Here is a 19,272-nt window from a genome sequence, read left to right on the forward strand (position 1 = left end):
GTTCGTCCAAAGGGCTTTCGGGGCCATGAGGAAATTTCCAAGACGGGCCCTTCCGTACCAACTCACTCTTTAGGGAGAGGTCAATGCTTACCAAAAGGACGAATGGGGTTGCGAATGGCCCCCGTTTGTCAAAGGCGGTAGCCGGCGGTGCCGGTAGCGCCATTGACCGCCGTACCTTCCTGAAACGATCCGGATTGACCGCTGGCGGTATCGCCGCGGCGTCGGTTCCGCTCGGGATGGTCAAGAAGGCCGAAGCGGCCTCAGCGGCGACAGGCAACGTGAAGATCGTCAAGTCCGTGTGCACGCATTGCTCCGTGGGCTGCACGGTCATGGCCGAAGTTCAAGACGGCGTCTGGGTCGGGCAGGAGCCCGGCTGGGACAGCCCCTTCAACCTCGGCTCGCACTGCGCCAAGGGCGCCTCGGTGCGTGAGCACGCGCACGGCGAACGCCGCCTGAAGCATCCGACCAAGTTGGTTGACGGCAAGTGGACCAAGATTACCTGGGAACAGGCGATCGATGAAATCGGCGACAAGATGCTGGAGATCTACCAGAGCTCCGGCCCCGATTCCGTCTACTGGCTGGGCTCCGCGAAGCACAGCAACGAGCAGGCCTATCTTTTCCGCAAGTTCTACGCTTTCTGGGGGTCGAACAACGGCGACCACCAGGCGCGTATCTGTCACTCGACCACGGTCGCGGGTGTTGCGAACACCTGGGGCTACGGCGCGATGACGAACAGCTACAACGACATCCACAACTCGCGCGCCATCTTCCAGATCGGCGGCAACCCGGCCGAAGCCCACCCCGTCGCCATGCAGCACATGCTGAAGGCCAAGGAGCAGAACAACGCGCCCTTCATCGTCTGCGACCCGCGCTTCACGCGCACCGCGGCGCATGCCGATGAATACGTGCGGTTCCGCCCCGGCACCGACGTGGCGCTGATCTGGGGTATCCTCTGGCATGTTTTCGAGAACGGCTGGGAGGACAAGGAGTTCATCCGCCAGCGCGTCTGGGGCATGGACCAGATCAAGGCCGAAGTCGCTAAGTGGACGCCCGAGGAAACCGAGCGTGTCACCGGCGTGCCGGGCTCGCAGTTGAAGCGCGTTGCGCGGACGCTGGCCAACAACCGCCCCTTCACCATCATCTGGTGCATGGGCGGCACCCAGCATACCAACGGCAACAACAACACCCGGGCCTACTGCATCCTCGGTCTCTCCCTCGGCGTGATCGGGACCAGCGGCGGCGGCACCAACATCTACCGCGGCCACGACAACGTTCAGGGCGCGACCGATCTGGGCGTGCTCTGCCACACCCTGCCGGGCTACTACGGTCTTTCGGCCGGCGCCTGGAAGCATTGGTCGCGGGTCTGGGATATCGACTACGAGTGGCTGCAGGGCCGTTTCGTCAGCAAGGACTTCATGGAGAAGGCCGGCGTGCCGGTGTCGCGCTGGTTCGACCTTGCCTTGGAGGCGAAGGAAAACATCGACCAGCCGGACAACCTCCGGGCCATGGTCTTCTGGGGGCACGCGGCGAACTCGCAGACCCGTCTGCCCGACATGAAGAAGGCGATGGAGAAGCTGGACCTCCTGGTCATCGTCGACCCCTATCCGACGATGGCGGCGGTGATGAACGACCGCAAGGACGGCACCTACCTGCTGCCGGCGGCCACGCAGTTCGAGACCTATGGCTCCGTGACCGCGTCCAACCGCTCGCTGCAGTGGCGCGACAAGGTCTTCGACCCGCTCTTTGAGTCCAAGGTCGACCACGAGATCATGTATCTCTTCGCCAAGAAGCTCGGTTTCGCGGACGAGATGTTCAAGAACATCAAGGTCGAGAACAATGTTCCGCTGGTCGAGGACGTGCTGCGCGAGATCAATCGCGGCATGTGGACCATCGGCTACACCGGACAGTCGCCGGAGCGCCTGAAGACCCACATGGCGAACCAGCAGACCTTCGACAAGACCTCGTTGCAGGCCCGCGGTGGTCCTGCCGACGGCGACTACTACGGCCTGCCGTGGCCCTGCTGGGGCACGGCGGAGATGGGTCATCCGGGCACCCCGGTCCTCTACGATCCGTCGAAGCCGGTCGCCGAGGGCGGTCTCTGCTTCCGCGCGCGTTTCGGCGTGGAGCGCGACGGCGACAACCTTCTCGCCGAAGGGTCCTACCCGGTCGGCTCGGAGATCCAGGACGGTTATCCCGAGTTCACCATGGCCATGCTGAAGAAGCTGGGCTGGGACAAGGATCTGACCGACGAGGAGCGTTCGTCCATCGAGGCCGTCGCCGGCGACAAGACCAACTGGAAGATCGACCTTTCGGGCGGTATCCAGCGCGTCGCCATCAAGCACGGCTGCGCCCCCTTCGGCAATGCCAAGGCACGTACCGTGGTGTGGAACTTCCCGGATCCGGTGCCGCTGCACCGCGAGCCGCTCTACACGCCGCGGCGCGATCTGGTGGCCGACTACCCGACCTACGACGATCGCAAGATGTATCGCTTGCCGATCCTCTACAAGTCGATCCAGGACAAGGATTTCTCGGGCGACTTCCCGACCATTCTCACGTCCGGCCGTCTGGTCGAATATGAGGGCGGCGGCGAAGAATCCCGGTCCAACCCTTGGCTGGCCGAGTTGCAGCAGGACATGTTCGTCGAGATCAACCCCGTGGACGCCAACAACAGCGGCGTGCGCGACGGCGAAATGGTCTGGGTACACAGCCCCGAGGGCGCGAAGGTCAAGGTCAAAGCAATGGTGACCGAGCGTGTCGGGCGCGGCGTGGCATTCATGCCGTTCCACTTCGGCGGTCATTGGCAAGGTGAGGATCAGCGCCACAAGTATCCGAAGGGCGCCGATCCTTACGTACTCGGTGAAGCCAGCAACACGGCACAGACATACGGGTATGACTCGGTGACCAACATGCAGGAAACCAAAGTCACGCTCTGCCGTGTCGAGCCGGCTTAAGGGAGGAGTTGAATCATGGCACGAATGAAATTCCTCTGCGACGCCGAGCGTTGCATCGAGTGCAATGCCTGCGTCACGGCGTGCAAGAACGAGCATGAGGTGCCTTGGGGCGTGAACCGGCGCCGGGTGGTGACCATCAATGATGGCAAGCCCGGTGAGCGGTCCATCTCCGTGGCCTGCATGCACTGTTCCGACGCGCCCTGCATGGCCGTCTGCCCGGTGGACTGCTTCTACCAGACCGAAGACGGTGTGGTGCTGCACTCCAAGGATCTCTGCATCGGCTGCGGCTACTGCTTCTACGCCTGTCCTTTCGGCGCGCCGCAGTATCCGCAGGCCGGCAACTTCGGCAGCCGCGGTAAGATGGACAAGTGCACCTTCTGCTCCGGCGGTCCCGAGGAGGACAACTCCGCGGCCGAGTTCCAGAAGTACGGGCGCAACCGTCTGGCCGAGGGCAAGCTGCCGCTTTGCGCGGAGATGTGCTCGACCAAGGCCCTGCTCGCCGGCGACGGCGATGTGGTGTCCGACATCTACCGCGAGCGCGTCGTCGCCCGCGGGTTCGGGTCGGGCGCCTGGGGCTGGGGGACGGCCTACGACCAGAAATCGGGCTCTTGAGCCCGATTCGGTCGGAGTAATCGGGAGCGATCCTGCGCCCCGATATGGAATGGGGGCGGCGCTTGGCGCCGCCCCTCTTTCCCCTTGGGGTCTGGAGTCCGTAAGGAAATATTAACCATGACCCGTTTGTTCTTGTTGCCTCGATTGGAGGTAGAAATCCCGATGATCCTGCACAAGCTGATACCTGTCGCCGCCGGTGCTACCCTTGTCCTGGCTCTGGCGGGCTGTGACGAGTCCGAGCAGGGGCGCGTGCTGCGCTACGAGAAGGGCACCTATCTCGGCAAGGCCGACAGCGAGCTGAGCGAGGAGCGACGCGACGAACTGCGCTCCCGCGCGACGCTGCAGAGCGGCGGCTGACCCGATAACGGCATCCCCTTTCATTGCTCCCAGACGATGAAGAGAAGTAGCCCGGTGAGAGGAAATACCATGACCGCCTCCGTCTTGCGCACACGGCGCAATGTCTTTTCCCTTATGTTCGGCACCCTGCTGCTGCTGGCCGCCGCCGCGGCGATGTCGCTTCCTGCGACCTCCGCCTGGGCGCAGAGCGCCGACCAGACGCCCAGTGAGAGCCCGACGGCGGGCAACGTTCCCGGTAACGTTCTGGGCAATACCGCCGACAGCGAGTTCTGGCGCGCGATCCGCCGCGGCGAGGCTGGTTCGGTTTCCATCCCCAATGCGCAGGCAGGTCAGTTGATCCAGTCGGAAGGCGACAACTGGCGCGCGGTGCGCAACGGCCCGGTGACGGTCTACGGCGCTTGGGCGATGCTTGGTATCGTCGCCGTGATCGCCGTGTTCTTTGCCGTGCGCGGGCGCATCCGGATCGATGCAGGCCCCAGCGGATCGACCATCGAGCGGTTCAACATGATCGAGCGCACGGCGCACTGGATCACCGCCATTTCCTTCATCGTCCTGGCGCTGACCGGCCTTAACATCCTCTACGGCCGCCATGTGCTGCTGCCGATCCTCGGCCCGGACATCTTCGCCGCGATCACCATCGCGGGTAAGTACGCCCACAACTTCCTGTCCTTCGCCTTCATGGTCGGCGTGGTGATGATCTTCTTCCTCTGGGTCGGGCGGAACATCCCCAAGAAGCAGGACCTGCACTGGCTGGCGGTCGGTGGCGGCCTGTTCAAGAAGGGCGTGCATCCTCCGGCAGGCAAGTTCAATGCCGGGCAGAAGCTGATCTTCTGGTCGGTCATCCTGGGGGGCGTCTCGATCAGTCTTTCCGGCGTCGCGCTGCTCTTCCCGTTCCAGTTCTCTTTCTTCGCCGGCACTTTCGAGGTGCTGAACATCTTTGGCTTCGGCCTGCCGACCGACCTGACCATGATGCAGGAAATGCAGCTTTCGCAGCTTTGGCACGGCGTGGTGGCCTTGATTCTCATCGCCATCATCATCGGCCACATCTACATCGGGTCCCTGGGCATGGAAGGCGCCTTCGAAGCGATGGGCAGCGGCCAGGTGGACCTCAACTGGGCCAAGGAGCACCACGCCCTCTGGGTGAAGGAGGTGCGCAGCGGCCCGGAGGCGCAACAACCGGCTGAATAGGGGGTTCCATGATCGGGTGGTGCCGTAGTCTTTTCTTCGCGTTTGCCTGTGCCGGCGTACTGGCGGCTGTGCCCTTGCCGTCCTCCGCCGAGGCCGCGGTCAGCCAAGAGGCCGCCGCCAAGAGCATCTCCGAGGCCTATGGGGTCCAGGTCCTGAAGGTTCGCGCCGGAGAGCTGGACGGACGCAAGGTATGGCTGTTGACGGTCATGCGGCCCGGCGGCAACAGCAACGGCGCTTTCCAGGTACATCTCCTGGCCGTTGACCAGCAGAGCGGCGAACTGGTTTCCTCCTTCAGGCACCATGCCAGCGGATACACCTTGCCGCCGCTTCCACCCGGCGGCGAAAGGTGAGGGCGCGGGGGCGGAGCCGGCAAGTCCGGTCGAGCCCGCGCTGCGGGGTACCGGGGTGGCGGAAAGCGAGCGGATCGCTCGCGCCATGGTCGGCCCCTGGTAAAGAAGATAGGTCAGCCCGTTGATCGACTGCCCTTCGAAATCGACTAAAGCGCAGCCCGCCGCCGGGCGGTGGCCGCTGTGTTTTCCTCTGCGGCTGGCTCTGGCCGCGGTTTGCCTGGCGGCGGCCTGGAGTGCCGTGCCCGCCGAGGCGGAATTACGCGGCCATGGCGGCTTCGTGAAGGGCATCGCCGTCACGCCCGACGGTCGCCGGGCGGTGTCCGCCAGTTTCGATTACAGCGTCATCCTCTGGAATCTGGACAGTCAGGAAGCACTGGAGGTGTTGGACGACCACGACGGCGCGGTCAATGCCGTGGCGCTGCTGGAGGGTGGCCGTAAGGCGCTCTCCGCCAGCGACGACGGGACTCTCCGCCTCTGGGACCTGGAAACCAGCAAGCTGCTGCATGTCTTCACCGGCCACGCGGGCAAAGTGGCGGGGGTGGCCGTCTCGCCCGACGGCCGCCTGGCGGCCTCCGCCGGGTGGGACCGCACGGTGCGGCTGTGGGATTTGATCGGCCTGAAGCAGCTCAACTCGCTCGACGACTTCCGCAGCAACGTGAACGCTGTGGCGTTCTCGCCTGACGGTCATGGGCTGTTGGCCGGCAGCTACGATTCCGTGCTGCGCTATTACGAGTTGCCGGAGGACGGCGGCGCGCCACGGCTGCTGCGCCTTATGGAGGGCCACGACTTCGGCGTTAACGCCGTCGCCTTCCTGCCGGATGGCCGGCAGGCGCTTTCGGCCTCCGTCGATGAGACGGTGCGCCTCTGGGATCTGAGCAGCGGCGAGGAACTGGCCGTGCTGCGCGGGCACGAAGGTCCGGTTTTCGCGGTGGCGGTGTCGCCGGACGGCGGTCTGGCCGCGTCCGGGGGCGTCGATGGCACGATCAACCTTTGGAACATCGGGGAACGCCGCATCATCGCCTCGCTCTACGGCCATCGCCAGCCGGTCTGGTCGCTGACGTTCACCCCCGACGGCAAGCGACTGCTTTCCGCCGGGGCGGACGCCGTGACCCGCATCTGGGACATGGAGACCCGCAGCGAAGTCGGCGCTTCCGAGGACGTCGCGGCCTTGCCTGAAGCGGCCGCGGCGGCGGGGAAGGCCGACGGGCGCGGCGCCAAGCTGTTCCGCAAGTGCGTGGCCTGCCACACCGTTACGGCCGATGGCGGCAATCGCGCCGGGCCAACGCTGTATGGAGTCTTTGGCCGGCGCGCGGGGACCATCGAGGGTTACAACTACTCCGATGCCCTCAGCCATAGCAGCCTTGTGTGGACCGAAGAGACCATCGACCGGCTTTTCGCCGAGGGACCTGATGCCTTCACGCCGGGCAGCAAGATGCCGCTTCAGCGTATGCCTTCGGCAAAAGACCGCGAAGACCTGATCAGCTACCTGAAGAGCATCACCTCCGCCCAGTGAAGGGCGGCCCGAGGCAGGCCGCCCGCTGTGCGGGGACATCGGAGACCATCTTTGTTGAGGATTGCAGGACTATGAAATCGATCATTGCGGGTGCCGTTGCGGCTATCCTGATCGCCGTTCTTGGGGCGGTGGTGCTGTCGAGCATGCCGATGAAGGCCGCGGACGTCTACTCGACCTCCAACGTCCGCCTATAGCCACCGATTACTCGGGCGCGCCGGCCAGGCGCAGCAGCTCCACGATCTCGCTGTCGCCGATCATCTCGGCGGCGGTGAGGGCGGTCCAACCGTCCTTGGCCGCGAGGTTCGGGTCGGCGCCGGCCTGGAGCAGCAGTTTCACTTCCTCCAGGCGGGCCCGGTTGGCCGCCATCATCAACGCGGTGTTGCCGGTCTCGACTTCGCGGGCGTCGGGGTCGGCGCCGCTGTTCAACAGGACATAGAGCGCTCCGGCCTGGCCTGCCGCCGCCGCCAGCACCACCGGCGGACGGCCGCCGCGCCCCGGCCGGTTGGGGTCGGCGCCCGCATCCAGCAGAGCGATCACGGTATCGACCTGCGCGGCTTCGATCGCTTCACCCAGGGCCGTCTCTCCTTCGGAGGCCTGCTGGTCGGCGGGTAGGCCGCTGTCCAGCAGGTCGCGCAGCAGCTTGGTATGGCCGTGCCCGGCGGCGATGTGCAGGGCCGAGCGGCCGTCGCGGCGGCGCGCCCCGGCGTCGGCGCCGGCCGCCAGCAGCAACTGGAAGCCGCCTTCCGCGCCGGCGCGGGTCGCCGCCATCAACGCTGTGGTGCCGTCCGCCGCCGCCAGGTTGGGATCGGCCCCGGCCGCCAGAAGCTCCGCCACCAGGGGCGTGCCGAGCGGATCGAATGCGGCGTCGATCAGCGCGGTGTTGCCGTCGGCTTCGTCGCGGGCGTCGACCTCGGCGCCGGCGGCCAGGAGGACTGCCAGCACCGGCCGCTTGAGCCGCCGTGCGGCAATGTGCAGCGGCGTGTTGCCGTGGTCCTTCTCCCGCGCGTCGAGCGGCGCGCCCGCCTTGACGAGCAGTTCGGCAACCCGGTCGTAGCCCTCGTAAGCGGCGTAGTGGAGGGCGGTCCAGCTATCGTCCGGCGTCGCCGCCGCGGGGTCGGCGCCGCGGGTCAGCAGCAGTTCCGTCACGGCCGGGCTGCCGTACATGGCGGTGACGTGCAGCGGCGTATTGCCGAGCTGGTCGCGGGCTTCCGGATCGGCGCCCCGCTCCAAGGCGAAGCCCGCCAGCTCCACGTCGTTGCTGCGCGCCGCCTGGTGCAGTGCCTGGTCGGCCACCGGCCGGTCCGGCGCCGGCTGGGCGCCCAGTGGAGCGGTCTGGGACGACCAGATCAGCAGCAGTAGCGGCAGCAGGGTATGGCGCAGGGCGGCGGGCGAAAGGAAGGGGAGGGCTGTCGGCGGCATGGCGCCGGCTATTCTAGTGGGCATCGTCGGCAACGACTTCCAGTTCCACCTGCGAGGCGATGATCAGCAGCTTGCCGGCATGCTCGAAATTGACGGTGACGCGCCCGTCGATCACCGATTGGATCTGCCCCAGGCCCCAGTCGGGCTGGGTCGGGTGTCGGACGAGCATGCCCGGCGCCAGGTGGTGAGTGGTGCTCACGGCCGCCGTCTTCCCGATTTCCGCATGCTATGGGTCTCCGGTTTCGCCTACGCCTTTAGTGTAGCTTGCCGCTTAGTGTATAAGGAAGCGTGGGCTGCGGAAATGCCGGGCCATTCAGGACTATCTTGGGGATTGCAGGCTGATGGACTTGAAGATTGACGTGCGTGTTGCGGAGCTTCTGGCTTCGCGCCTGTGCCATGATCTGGTGGGCCCGATCGGGGCCATCGGCAACGGGCTGGAATTGCTGTCGGACGACGAATTCGGAATGGCCGACGACGCCATGCAGCTGACCACCAACTCCGCACGGCAGGCATCGACTATCCTACAGTACTTTCGCCTGGCCTACGGCATGGCCGGCGCGCGCGTCGGCCCGGACTACACGCCGCTGCGCGACCTGGCCGCCGCCTTGCTGGAAACCTCGCGCACCAAGCTGGACTGGACGCTGCTCCAGGCGCCTGAGGGGGCTCCTGACGGGATCGCCAAGCTGGTGCTCAACATGATCGCCTTGGGCCACGAAGCGCTCCCCCGCGGCGGCACCTTGAGCGTAGAGATTTCGCCAGGCCCGCAGGGCATCGACTGCGCGGTGACGGCTAAGGGCCAGGACGCCCACCTGCGGCCGGAATCCCTCGCCGGCCTGCAGGAGGACGTCGATCTGGAGGAGCTCAGCCCGCGCGGCGTGCATGGGTATTTCACTCGCCTTATCGCCCGGCGGCTGGGAAGCGACCTGGAAATCGAGACACCGGCCGGCGACAGTGTGCGGTTCAGCGTGAAGCTGGCGGGCTGACCCGCCGCGGTTGGCGGGAGAGGGCAGGGCAGACAGCAAGACGCCGGCAGTGCCCAGAAGCGCTGCCGGCGTCTTTTCCTTGCCTCGTCCCTATCCGGAAGCTCAGCTCACGCGGATGTTGGCGAGGAAGTGGTCGACCTGATTGCTGAGGCTCTTCGACTGCTCGGCCAGCTCGTTGGCGGCGGTCAGCATGGTCTTGGCGGAATCGCCGGACTGAGCCGCCGCCGAGGTCACGTCGCCGATGTTGGCGGAGACTTCGCTGGTGCTGGCCGAGGCTTCCTGCACGTTGCGGGAGATTTCTTCCGTCGCCGAGCTCTGTTCCTCGACCGCCGCGGCGATGCCGTTGGCGATGCCGTGAACTTCCTCGATGGTCGAGGTGATCTTGGCGATGGCGTCGACCGCGCCGCCCGTGGCGTTCTGGATCTCGTTGATCTGCTGGCCGATCTGCTCGGTGGCCTTGGCCGTCTGGGTCGCCAGTTGCTTGACCTCCGAGGCCACGACGGCGAAGCCCTTGCCGGCCTCGCCCGCCCGCGCCGCCTCGATGGTGGCGTTGAGGGCCAGCAGGTTGGTCTGCTCGGCAATGTCCTGGATCATGGTGACGACGTCGCCGATCTTCTGGGCGGCGTCGGCCAGGGCGCCGACCTCCTGGTTGGTGGTGCGGGCCTGATCCGCCGCATCGCTGGCGATCTTCGTCGACTGCGCCACCTGGCGGCCGATCTCCTGGATCGAGGCGGTGAGCTGCTCGGCGGCGCTGGCGACCGTCTGCACGTTGTTGGCGGCCTGGTCGGTGGCGGCCGCGACGGCAGCGGTCTTCTGGCTGGTCTGCTCGGCAGTTTGGGACATCGACTGAGCCGTCGTCTGCACCTGGCCTGAGGCGCTGGTGACATTGTCCACCACGCCGCGCACGCTGGACTCGAACTCGTCGGCCAGCTTCTGCATGGCCTGACGCTTCTCTTCCTCGGCCTTGGCCTTCTCGGCCTCGCGGGCCGCGGTCGAGCGTTCCAGCTCGATGGCGTTGGTTTTGAAGGTCTCGACCGTCCGCGCCATGGCGCCAATGTCGTCGTGGCGGTCCATGGCGGGCACTTCGACGGAGGTGTCGCCATCGGCCAGCTTGCCCATGGTGGTGGTCATCATCGCCAGCGGCTTGCCGATCAGGCGGCTGGTGACGAAACCGAGCAGGCCGATCAGAATCACCAGGGCACCGACCGAAATGATGCCCTGCTGCATAGCGGCGGATTGAATGCTGCCGTTCAGCCCTTCGATCGACCAGGCGATGATCACCGTGCCGATGAAGGAGCCGTCCTTGGGATTGAGGGCGGGGCTGGAGATAAGAACATGGTTCTCCAGCCTCTGGAAATGACGCTCCGATGCCCCCTTGGCTTCGCCGATGAAGGCGTTCATGTCGGCCTGGGTCAGCGATGGATGATTGAAGCGGATAAGCTCCTCGCCATCCTTGTTCAGCGCCACGACGTTGGCGATCACCGAGTCTTCGGCGGTCGCGAAGTCGATATAGGCCGTCTCGATGGCGTCGGGCTTGTTCCAACGGATGCCGCCGGCCGCGTTGTTGGCGATCAGGCGGGTCATGGTCGCGAAGCCGGCCTCGCCGGTGGCGAGGGCAAGCTTGGTGGTCTGGCCGATACTGATGGCCACCAGGGCCACCAGGATCAGTGTTGCCGTGGTCGCGGCGGTCAGAATGACTTTACGGGCCACGGAAAGGCGAGAAAATCCGCCCAGGCTCATCCGTGAAAGACCGGCTTTCGCGGTCTTCGAAGATTGCGGTTTCTGAGGTTTGCTCATCAAATCCACCCCTTACAGGCGTCTTGCCTGGACGGATAATCTCACTACTCGCAGGGACCGCAACGGTCCCGGCGAAACTTACAGCGCGTCGACGTTGATGCCGACGGTAATGGCGCCGATGACCTCGCCGGAGGCCGGGTCGACGATCGACATGGAGACCTGGGACTGGAAGGTCTGGGTCGACTCGTCCATCTCCACCTCGTCGACGAAGATGGCGTCCGGACCGGCGCTGTAGGTCTTCTGCCACTTGGCTTCGTCGCCCTGCCAGTAGTCGGAGGTGACGTCGCTCTGGCCGACGTTCAGGCCGCGGTTGTCCATCACGAAGACTTCGGTCACCAGGCCCTGGGAGCTGTCCTTCTGCTGGCGCAGGAAGGAAGACAGGGCGTTGCCGAGGACGGCGTCGATCATCGGCTTGCTGCCGGCGTCGGTCTGGGAGCGCCAGTCCTTGTCCATGTTGTCGATGTCGGCCTGGCTGAGACCGGCATGCTTGGCGTTCTGCGCCTTGACGGCTTCGATCACGGTGGCGCTGGAGACCCACTGCTTGACCGTGTTCTTGGCGAAATCGGTGGCCGGGGCGACGTGCGCCTCGCTTGCCCAAGCAGCCGTGGCGAGCAGCGTACCCGCGAGGCCGGACACAATTCCCTTCATAAGTGACATGTTGTTGGCTCCAATAGAGTTCCTCATACAGACGCTCGCTGCCGCGCTCGCCTTTCCAAAGCAGGGATCATTAGCCCATCCGGTTTAACTTAAGGTTACTTTTGCCGATTTACGGTCTTGGAAGTTATCGAGATCTCACGCAGGAGTTGTTCGGGGTGAGGGCCAACCTCCCGGTGTGTTGAGCACCCTCCGCTTCCCGCCGGGGCTCGCGCCGCGAGGCCACTTGACAATGCGAATGATTTGCAATAACTGTTGCCGCTGGACCATAACCGAATGGCCGGGAACGGAGCCACGCCAGCCCGATGCTTCGGGAGTGGACGCTCAGGAAAATCAAGGAGGTAAACGATGAACTTATGCCGGCGCGCGGTCCTTGGGACTGCGATCAGTGTTGCCGTGCTGGCAAGCGGGCTGCCGGCCCAGGCGCAGGAAGTGCTCAATCTCTATTCCTCGCGCCATTACCAGACCGACGAAGCGCTCTACGCGGGTTTCACCGAACTGACGGGGATCGAGATCAATCGCATCGAAGGCAAGGGAGATGCCCTGATCGAGCGTATCAAGAGCGAAGGCCAGAACAGTCCTGCCGACGTTTTTCTGACGGTCGACGTGGGGCGCATCTGGCGCGCCGAGGAAGCGGGTCTGTTCCAGCCGGTCGTTTCAGAGGCGCTGGCCGCGGCGGTGCCGGAGAACCTGCGCCACCCCGATGGCCTGTGGTACGGATTTTCGGCCCGCGCGCGGTTGATCTACTACAGCAAGGCGGCGGTCCAGCCGGGTGAGATCAAGGACTATGAAGACCTCGCCGACCCCAAGTGGAAGGGCAAGGTCTGCATCCGCAGCAGCTCCAACGTCTACAATCAGTCGCTGCTCAGTTCGATCATCGCGGCGGATGGCGAGGAGGCTGCCCGCGCCTGGGCTCAGGGGGTGGTCGACAACTTCGCCCGCAAGCCGGTGGGCGGCGACACCGATCAGCTGCGCGGTCTGGGCGCCGGCGAGTGCGAGGTCGCCGTGGCCAATTCCTATTACTTCGTCCGCCTGATGACCAACCCCGGCGACAAGGACAAGGGACTGGCCGACAAGATTGGCTGGGTCTTTCCCAATCAGGAGAACCGCGGCACTCATGTGAACATCTCCGCTGCCGGCGTGCTGAAGCACGCTCCGCACAAAGAGGCCGCGGTGAAGTTCATGGAGTATCTCGCCAGCCCGCAGGCCCAGCGGTACTTCGCCGACGGCAACAACGAGTATCCGATCGTGGAGGGGGTTGCGCCCAACGAGGCGTTGCAGGAACTCGGCGACTTCAAGCTCGATCCCGTGAACGTCTCGGTCTACGGCACCAACCAGGCGAAGGCGCAGATGATCTTCGACAGCGTCGGCTGGAACTGATCCGACGGCGTCGTGAAGCCTTCGAGCCCGCGGGACCCGACCGGTTCCGCGGGCTTTTTTCTTGCCCAGGGGCAGGGCGCGGCAGCCTTTCGCGTCCTGGTTTGGTGGTTGTCGCCGCACGGCTGCGACCTATGCAGGCGGCATTTGCAATTGCCAAACCGCAGGCCCTGAAGCCACCCTTTACATAGTGGATTGTCCTGTCGTCCCGGGGGTCTTCTCGTAGTTCGCAGGAGGGTTCTATATGTCGAGGAATGTGATTGCTGCCGCCGTTGTTGCGGCGGCTTTGGGCCTCTCGGGAGGCTTCCTGGCCACAACCGCATTCGCCAAGTCGGACGCGGAAATCAAAGCGCAGCTTGAGGAGTGCAAGAAGCTGGCAGATCCCAAGGCCAAGGACGAGTGCGTGAAGAAGGTCGGCCAGGGCGCCGAGAAGGCCGAGGCGGCAAAAGAAAGCAAGGGCGGCAAGAAGCCGAAAGGCAACTAGACCGCGCCGGCTGCTTTAGCGGCGCAGCCGCCGGGCGCGCGCGCCGGGCCGCCCGCGGGCGATGGCCCGGCTCAACAGGATGACCGGCGGAATGCCGACCGCAACAATCGTCAGCGCCGGTGTCGCCGCCTCGGTCAGGCGCTCGTCGGCGGCGAAGTTGTGCGCCTGCACCGCGAGGGTATCGAAGTTGAAGGGCCGCATCACCAGAGTGGCCGGCAGTTCCTTCATCACGTCGACGAAGACCACCAGGCCGGCGGTCAGCAGCGAGGGCCACATCATCGGCGCGTGGACCCGCGCCAGGGCGCCGAGAGGCCGCACGCCCAGGGCGCGGGCGGCGTCGTCCATGGAAGGACGGATCTTGCCCAGGCCGGACTCTACGGTGTTCAGCGACACCGCCAGAAAGCGGACGAGATAGGCGAAGACCAGGGCGGCGATGCTGCCGGTCAGCAGCAGGCCGCTGGAGATGCCCAGGGTGGCGCGCAGCCAAGCGTCCAGGGCATTGTCGAAGGCGGCGAAGGGCACCAGGACGCCAACGGCGATGATGGTGCCCGGGATCGCGTACCCCAGGGCCGCCAGACGGTTGGCGGTCTGCACCACCGCACCCCCCTGCAGGCGGCGGCCATAGGCCATGAGGGTCGCCAGGCCGACGGCGAGGACCGCGGTGACGACCGCCAGAATGACGCTGTTGCCCACGAGTTCGAGATAGCGCTCGCCGAACTGCTGGTCGCCGGCCGTCAGCGCCATAGTCATGAGGATGCCTGCCGGCAGCAGGAAGCCGAGGAATAGCGGTAGGAAGCAGGCCAGGAAGGCGCCGAGGGCGCTCAGACCTTTCAAGCGGTTTCCCGGCAGTTGCTGATAGCGGTCTGTTGCGTGGTGGAAGCGCGCCCGGCCGCGGCTCTGCATTTCCAGCAGCATCACCAGGAAGACGAAAATCAGCAGGATCGAGGAAAGCTGGCCTGCGGTGGTGCGGTCGCCGAAGGAGATCCAGGCGCGCACGATCCCGGTGGTGAAGTTGGGCACGCCAAAGAAGGACACGGTGCCGAAGTCGGCCAGCGTCTCCATCAGGGCCAGCGCGGTGCCCGCGATGATCGCCGGCCGGGCCAGCGGCAGCGCGACGCGGAAGAAGGTGGCCCAGGGGCCGCAGCCCAGCGTACGGCTGACGTCCAGTGCGCAGACCGACTGGTCGAGAAAGGCCGTGCGCGACAGCATGTAGGCATAGGGATAGAGCACCAGGGTCAGCATGGCGACTGCGCCGCCCAGCGACCTGATCTCGGGAAACCAGTATTCCCGGTAGGTGAGGCCCGTGAATTCCCGCAACAGGCTCTGCACCGGGCCCGCGGGCTGCAGGAAATCCGTATAGGCATAGGCCATGACGTAGGCGGGGACCGCCAGGGGCAGGATCAGCGCCCATTCGAAGACGCGGCGCCCTGGAAAGCGGCACATGGTGACCAGCCAGGCGGTTCCAGCCCCCAGCACCGGTACGCCGATGCCGACGCCGCCGATCAGGACCGCCGTGTTGAAGAGGTAACGGGGCAGAACCGTGTTGGCCAGGTGGCTCCAGGTGCCGCCGCCCGATTGGGTCAGGCTGAAGAGCACGCTGACCACTGGAATGAGGAACAGCCCGGCGACCGCGACCGAGAGCCAGGTGAGCGGGCTCCAGGGGCGCCGCCGTCCGCTCCGGTCGCCATACGGCCGCCGACCGGGCCGCGGATCGAGCGGACCGGCCGGAGACAGCGGCGCGGGGAGAGGCGGATCGCTGGGCACTCAGGCCACCGCTGCCGGCAGGGTTGGGCGGAATGTCGTCATTCCTGGTCCTGTCTCACATCTCGCCCTCTCCGGCAAGGCGAAGAGGCAACGCGCGCCGCCCGGCGGAACAGGATTTGAGTTAAGGGGCGGCGGTGAAGCGGGGTCTGGCGAAGCGACGATCTTCTCCGTGGTCAGGCTACTCACATAGTTCAGTTTCATGGGCTTGAAGAGCTGCTTTGGCGGGACGTTCTTGCCGGTCATTGCGCCTTTCCGGTTTTGATGAAAATCCCCTCTATGCGGCAATTCCCCTGCGGTTCCCAGGAGTTAAGTAAGGGCTTCTTAATCTATGTTTGGCACTGTTCTGCGTCAATTCGGGGGCCTTGGTTAACAGCGTTGATCGCCCCGGGCTAAGCGTCCGCCTTTTCGGGCAAAGAGTAGGACTGTGGCGATGGATGATCTTCTAAGCGAATTTTTGACCGAGACCAACGAGAGCCTCGCGGAACTCGATGTCGAGCTGGTTCAGCTCGAGCAGAACCCCAACGACAAGGATCTCTTGGGGAACATCTTCCGGCTGATGCACACCATCAAGGGGACCTGCGGTTTCCTGGGGCTGCCCCGCCTGGAGAGCGTCGCGCATGCCGGCGAGAACGTGCTGGGCAAGCTGCGCGACGGCGAGTTGGAGGTCACCCCCGAAGCGGTCACCTTGATCCTGGAATGCCTCGACAATATCCGTGCCCTGCTGGAGCAGCTGGAAGCGACCGAGGCGGAGCCGGAAGGTGACGATTCCGATCTGATCGCACGTCTAAACGCCTTCGCCGACGGCGGCGGTGCCGCGGCCGAAGCCGCGCCGGCCGCAGACGAAGCGCCGGCCGCCGAAGAGGCGCCCGCCGAGGAGAGCGGCAGCGGCGACGTGACGCTCGACGAGCTGGAGCTGGCGTTCCAGAACGCCAAGGGCCCGGCCGAGCTGGCGGCCGAGAAGGCGGCCCAGGAAGCCGCCGAGGCGGAAGCCGAGCCGGAGCCGGTGAAGGCGGAGGAGCCGAAGAAAGAGGCTGCGCCCAAGAAGGACGCCGCACCGAAGCAGGCCGACAAGGAGCCGGCCGCCGCCGATGCCAAGAAGGAAGGCTCGGTCGCCAACCAGTCGCTGCGCGTCAACGTCGATGTGCTCGAGAACCTCATGACCATGGTCTCCGAGCTGGTGCTGACCCGTAACCAGCTACTGCAGATTCTGCGTAGCCAGAACGAGAGCGAGTTCGCCGCGCCGCTGCAGCGCCTGAACCATGTGGTCTCCGAGCTGCAGGAAGGCGTGATGGCCACGCGGATGCAGCCGATCGGAAATGCCTGGGCCAAGCTGCCCCGCATCGTCCGCGACCTGGCGCACGAGCTCGACAAGAAGATCGACCTGGTGATGAAGGGCGCCGAGACCGAACTGGACCGCCAGGTGCTGGAGCTGATCAAGGATCCGCTCACTCACATGGTGCGCAACTCGGCGGACCATGGCCTGGAAATTCCGGCCGAACGCCTGAAGGCGGGCAAGCCGGAATCCGGCACGGTCACTCTGAACGCCTTCCACGAAGGCGGCCATATCATCATCGAGATCGCCGACGACGGCAAAGGTCTCTCGGTCGACAAGATCAGGCAGAAGTGCCTCGACAACGGCCTGGCCAGCGAGACCGAGCTGGACCAGATGAGCGAGCAGCAGATCCAGCAGTTCATCTTCAAGGCCGGCTTCTCCACGGCGGCGGCGGTGACCTCCGTCTCCGGCCGCGGCGTCGGCATGGACGTGGTGCGCACGAACATCGAGAAGATCGGCGGCACCATCGAGCTGACTTCGGTCGAAGGGCGGGGAACCAAGTTCGTCATCAAGATTCCGCTGACCCTGGCCATCGTCTCCGCGCTGATCGTCGAGTGCGCTTCCGAGCGCTTCGCCATCCCGCAGCTCTCGGTGGTCGAGCTGGTACGGGCTTCTGCGCACACCGAGCACACCATCGAGCGCATCAACGGCACCCCGGTGCTGCGCCTGCGCAACCGCCTGCTGCCGCTGGTTAATCTGCGCCATCTGCTGAAGCTGGACGGTGAGAACACCGCCAAGGCCGCCAAGGACGCATTGCCGGCCCCGGTCGCCGAGACCGAGCAGGCCATGGAGGCCGGGGGCGCCGAGGCGCCGAAGGACTCCGCCAAGGCGGGGCCGAAGCTGGTCGAGGAAGCCGGGGCGCCCGAAGCCAAGGGCGCGGACGACGAGGAGGTCTTTATCGTCGTGGCCCAGATTGGCAACTACTCCATGGGCATCATCGTCGACCGCGTCTTCGATACCGAGGAAATCGTGGTCAAGCCCGTGGCGCCGATCCTGCGCAACATCCAACTCTTCTCCGGCAATACCATTCTGGGCGACGGCAGCGTCGTGATGATCCTCGATCCCAACGGCATCGCGGCGGCCACCGGCGAAATCTCGGTGGCCGAGGGCGCCGAGGACGACGCCAAGGGCCGTCACGTGGCGAGCAGTTCCGACAGCGTGGCGATGCTCATCTTCCGCGCGGTGGACGACACGCCCAAGGCGGTGCCGCTGGCCCTGGTGGCGCGGCTCGAGGAAATCGACCTGCAGAAGGTCGAGTTCTCGAACGGCCAGTATGTGGTGCAGTACCGCGGCCAGCTGATGCCGCTGGTGATGATGGACTCCGCTCAAAAGCTGGAATCCGAAGGCCGCCAGCCGGTCCTCGTCTTCGCCGATCGCAGCCGCACCATGGGCCTGGTGGTCCAGGAGATCGTCGATATCGTCGAAGGCCGCATGAATATCGAGCTGTCTTCCGAGCGCGAAGGCTATGTCGGCACGGCGGTGATCGACAGCAAGGCGACCGATATCATCGACGCCGGTTATTATCTGACCCTGGCGTTCCACGATTGGTTCCAGGCCGACCGGGAGACCCTGGACGGCGACGGTCGCGGCCGCCGTCTTCTGGTCGTCGATGACAGCCCCTTCTTCCGCAACCTTCTGCAGCCCCTGCTGACGGTCGCGGGATATGAAGTGGTCTGCGTCGAGTCGGCCGACGCGGCATTGGAGCTCTGCGAGGCCGGAGAGGACTTCGACGTCATCATCTCCGACATCGAGATGCCGGGCATGAACGGCTTCGAGTTCGCCCGCAAGGTCACGGCGGAGACCCGCTGGGCCGAGACGCCGATCGTCGCGCTCTCCAGCTTCTCCAACCCGAGCGACCTGGCGCGGGGCCGCGAGGCCGGCTTCAAGGACTACGTCGCCAAGACCGACCGCGATGCCTTGTTGAACACCCTACACGATACCCTGTCTGAACTGAGAGGTGCGGCATGAGCGGCCCTAAAGACGAAGGCGCGGCGGAACGCTCGCCGATGACGGATGCCTTCGCGGATACGGAAGACTTCGTAACCTTTACCATTGCGGACCAGTTGTTCGGCATCCCCGTGCTGAAGGTTCAGGACGTCCTCAGTTCGCACAACATCACCCGCATCCCGCTGGCGCCGCCCGAGATTGCCGGTTCCCTGAACCTGCGCGGCCGTATCGTGACGGCGATGGACGTGCGTCTGCGTCTCGGCCTGCCGCCGCGCGATCGTAAGGCTTCCATGAGCATCGTCGCCGAGCACGAGGGCGAGCTCTATAGCCTGATGGTCGATTCGGTCGGCGAGGTGCTGGCGTTGAAGAGCTCCGCCTGGGAACGCAATCCGCCGACCCTGGATCCGAAGTTTCGGGATTACTCGTTGGGCATCTACCGGCTGGACGGCCAGCTTCTGGTGGTCCTCGACGTGAACAGGCTGCTGGACTACGACCGCGTTCAGGCGGCCTGAGGCCGCGCGCATACTTTGGGGGCCGGCTGGA

17 protein-coding genes are annotated in these 19,272 nt (G+C 65.3%); 12 read left to right on the forward strand and 5 right to left on the reverse strand.

Translation table 11 applies throughout. From position 1 onward, the window contains the following. Positions 1–83 precede the first annotated feature (83 nt). The 7 genes from AAFN88_RS11035 (at position 84) to AAFN88_RS11065 (ending at position 7,165) form a co-directional block, all read left to right on the forward strand. Complete coding sequence (locus tag AAFN88_RS11035) at positions 84–2,951, forward strand: formate dehydrogenase subunit alpha (protein ID WP_347520361.1); 2,868 nt, start codon at positions 84–86, stop codon at positions 2,949–2,951. Positions 2,952–2,966: 15 nt separating this feature from the next. Next, positions 2,967–3,563 (forward strand): formate dehydrogenase FDH3 subunit beta, encoded by a 597-nt coding sequence (gene fdh3B, locus AAFN88_RS11040; protein ID WP_347520362.1) that lies wholly within the window; start codon positions 2,967–2,969, stop codon positions 3,561–3,563. A 117-nt stretch (positions 3,564–3,680) separates the two neighbouring features. Next, positions 3,681–3,920 carry a hypothetical protein gene (locus tag AAFN88_RS11045; RefSeq protein ID WP_347520363.1) on the forward strand — a complete coding sequence of 80 codons (240 nt, stop codon included), beginning with the start codon at positions 3,681–3,683 and terminating at the stop codon, positions 3,918–3,920. A gap of 69 nt (positions 3,921–3,989) precedes the next feature. Next, positions 3,990–5,108, forward strand: coding sequence for a formate dehydrogenase subunit gamma (locus AAFN88_RS11050; protein WP_347520364.1), 1,119 nt, complete (start codon positions 3,990–3,992; stop codon positions 5,106–5,108). An 8-nt stretch (positions 5,109–5,116) separates the two neighbouring features. Beyond that, positions 5,117–5,458: a hypothetical protein gene (locus AAFN88_RS11055; RefSeq protein ID WP_347520365.1), complete on the forward strand. Its 342-nt coding sequence runs from the start codon at positions 5,117–5,119 to the stop codon at positions 5,456–5,458. Between the two features lie 121 nt (positions 5,459–5,579). After that, positions 5,580–6,971 (forward strand): c-type cytochrome, encoded by a 1,392-nt coding sequence (locus tag AAFN88_RS11060; RefSeq protein ID WP_347520366.1) that lies wholly within the window; start codon positions 5,580–5,582, stop codon positions 6,969–6,971. A gap of 71 nt (positions 6,972–7,042) precedes the next feature. Next, positions 7,043–7,165, forward strand: coding sequence for a hypothetical protein (locus AAFN88_RS11065; protein WP_347520367.1), 123 nt, complete (start codon positions 7,043–7,045; stop codon positions 7,163–7,165). 7 nt (positions 7,166–7,172) lie between these two features. Here the strand turns inward: AAFN88_RS11065 and AAFN88_RS11070 are convergent, their stop codons facing one another. Next, positions 7,173–8,390 carry an ankyrin repeat domain-containing protein gene (locus tag AAFN88_RS11070; protein WP_347520368.1) on the reverse strand — a complete coding sequence of 406 codons (1,218 nt, stop codon included), beginning with the start codon at positions 8,388–8,390 and terminating at the stop codon, positions 7,173–7,175. Positions 8,391–8,403: 13 nt separating this feature from the next. Next, entirely contained in the window at positions 8,404–8,559 is a 156-nt protein-coding gene (locus tag AAFN88_RS11075) for a DUF3553 domain-containing protein (RefSeq protein ID WP_347521658.1), read from the reverse strand. 172 nt (positions 8,560–8,731) lie between these two features. On the opposite strand from AAFN88_RS11075, the gene AAFN88_RS11080 reads away from it, so the two are divergent. After that, on the forward strand, positions 8,732–9,373 hold the full coding sequence (locus AAFN88_RS11080; protein WP_347520369.1) for a histidine phosphotransferase family protein: 642 nt from the start codon (positions 8,732–8,734) through the stop codon (positions 9,371–9,373). Positions 9,374–9,475: 102 nt separating this feature from the next. On the opposite strand, the gene AAFN88_RS11085 is transcribed toward AAFN88_RS11080, so the two are convergent. Both AAFN88_RS11085 and AAFN88_RS11090 read right to left on the reverse strand, forming a co-directional pair. Next, positions 9,476–11,083 carry a methyl-accepting chemotaxis protein gene (locus tag AAFN88_RS11085; protein WP_347520370.1) on the reverse strand — a complete coding sequence of 536 codons (1,608 nt, stop codon included), beginning with the start codon at positions 11,081–11,083 and terminating at the stop codon, positions 9,476–9,478. Positions 11,084–11,248: 165 nt separating this feature from the next. After that, positions 11,249–11,827, reverse strand: a complete 579-nt coding sequence (locus AAFN88_RS11090) for a hypothetical protein (protein WP_347520371.1) — start codon at positions 11,825–11,827, stop codon at positions 11,249–11,251. A 345-nt stretch (positions 11,828–12,172) separates the two neighbouring features. On the opposite strand from AAFN88_RS11090, the gene AAFN88_RS11095 reads away from it, so the two are divergent. Together AAFN88_RS11095 and AAFN88_RS11100 are read left to right on the forward strand one after the other, a co-directional pair. Then, the gene (locus tag AAFN88_RS11095; protein ID WP_347520372.1) at positions 12,173–13,204 is read left to right on the forward strand and encodes a Fe(3+) ABC transporter substrate-binding protein; all 1,032 of its coding nucleotides are present in this window, start codon (positions 12,173–12,175) and stop codon (positions 13,202–13,204) included. A gap of 241 nt (positions 13,205–13,445) precedes the next feature. Further along, positions 13,446–13,685, forward strand: coding sequence for a hypothetical protein (locus AAFN88_RS11100; RefSeq protein ID WP_347520373.1), 240 nt, complete (start codon positions 13,446–13,448; stop codon positions 13,683–13,685). A 15-nt stretch (positions 13,686–13,700) separates the two neighbouring features. Here AAFN88_RS11100 and AAFN88_RS11105 read toward each other — a convergent pair whose 3' ends face one another. Next, positions 13,701–15,449 (reverse strand): iron ABC transporter permease, encoded by a 1,749-nt coding sequence (locus AAFN88_RS11105; protein ID WP_347520374.1) that lies wholly within the window; start codon positions 15,447–15,449, stop codon positions 13,701–13,703. Between the two features lie 430 nt (positions 15,450–15,879). Between AAFN88_RS11105 and AAFN88_RS11110 the strand changes: the two genes are divergently transcribed. Together AAFN88_RS11110 and AAFN88_RS11115 are read left to right on the forward strand one after the other, a co-directional pair. Beyond that, positions 15,880–18,750, forward strand: coding sequence for a chemotaxis protein CheW (locus tag AAFN88_RS11110; protein ID WP_347520375.1), 2,871 nt, complete (start codon positions 15,880–15,882; stop codon positions 18,748–18,750). A 38-nt stretch (positions 18,751–18,788) separates the two neighbouring features. Continuing rightward, positions 18,789–19,241 (forward strand): chemotaxis protein CheW, encoded by a 453-nt coding sequence (locus AAFN88_RS11115; RefSeq protein WP_347521659.1) that lies wholly within the window; start codon positions 18,789–18,791, stop codon positions 19,239–19,241. The last annotated feature ends 31 nt before the right edge of the window (positions 19,242–19,272 follow it).

It is taken from the genome of Pelagibius sp. CAU 1746 (assembly GCF_039839785.1).
Classification (GTDB): Bacteria; Pseudomonadota; Alphaproteobacteria; order Kiloniellales; family Kiloniellaceae; genus Pelagibius.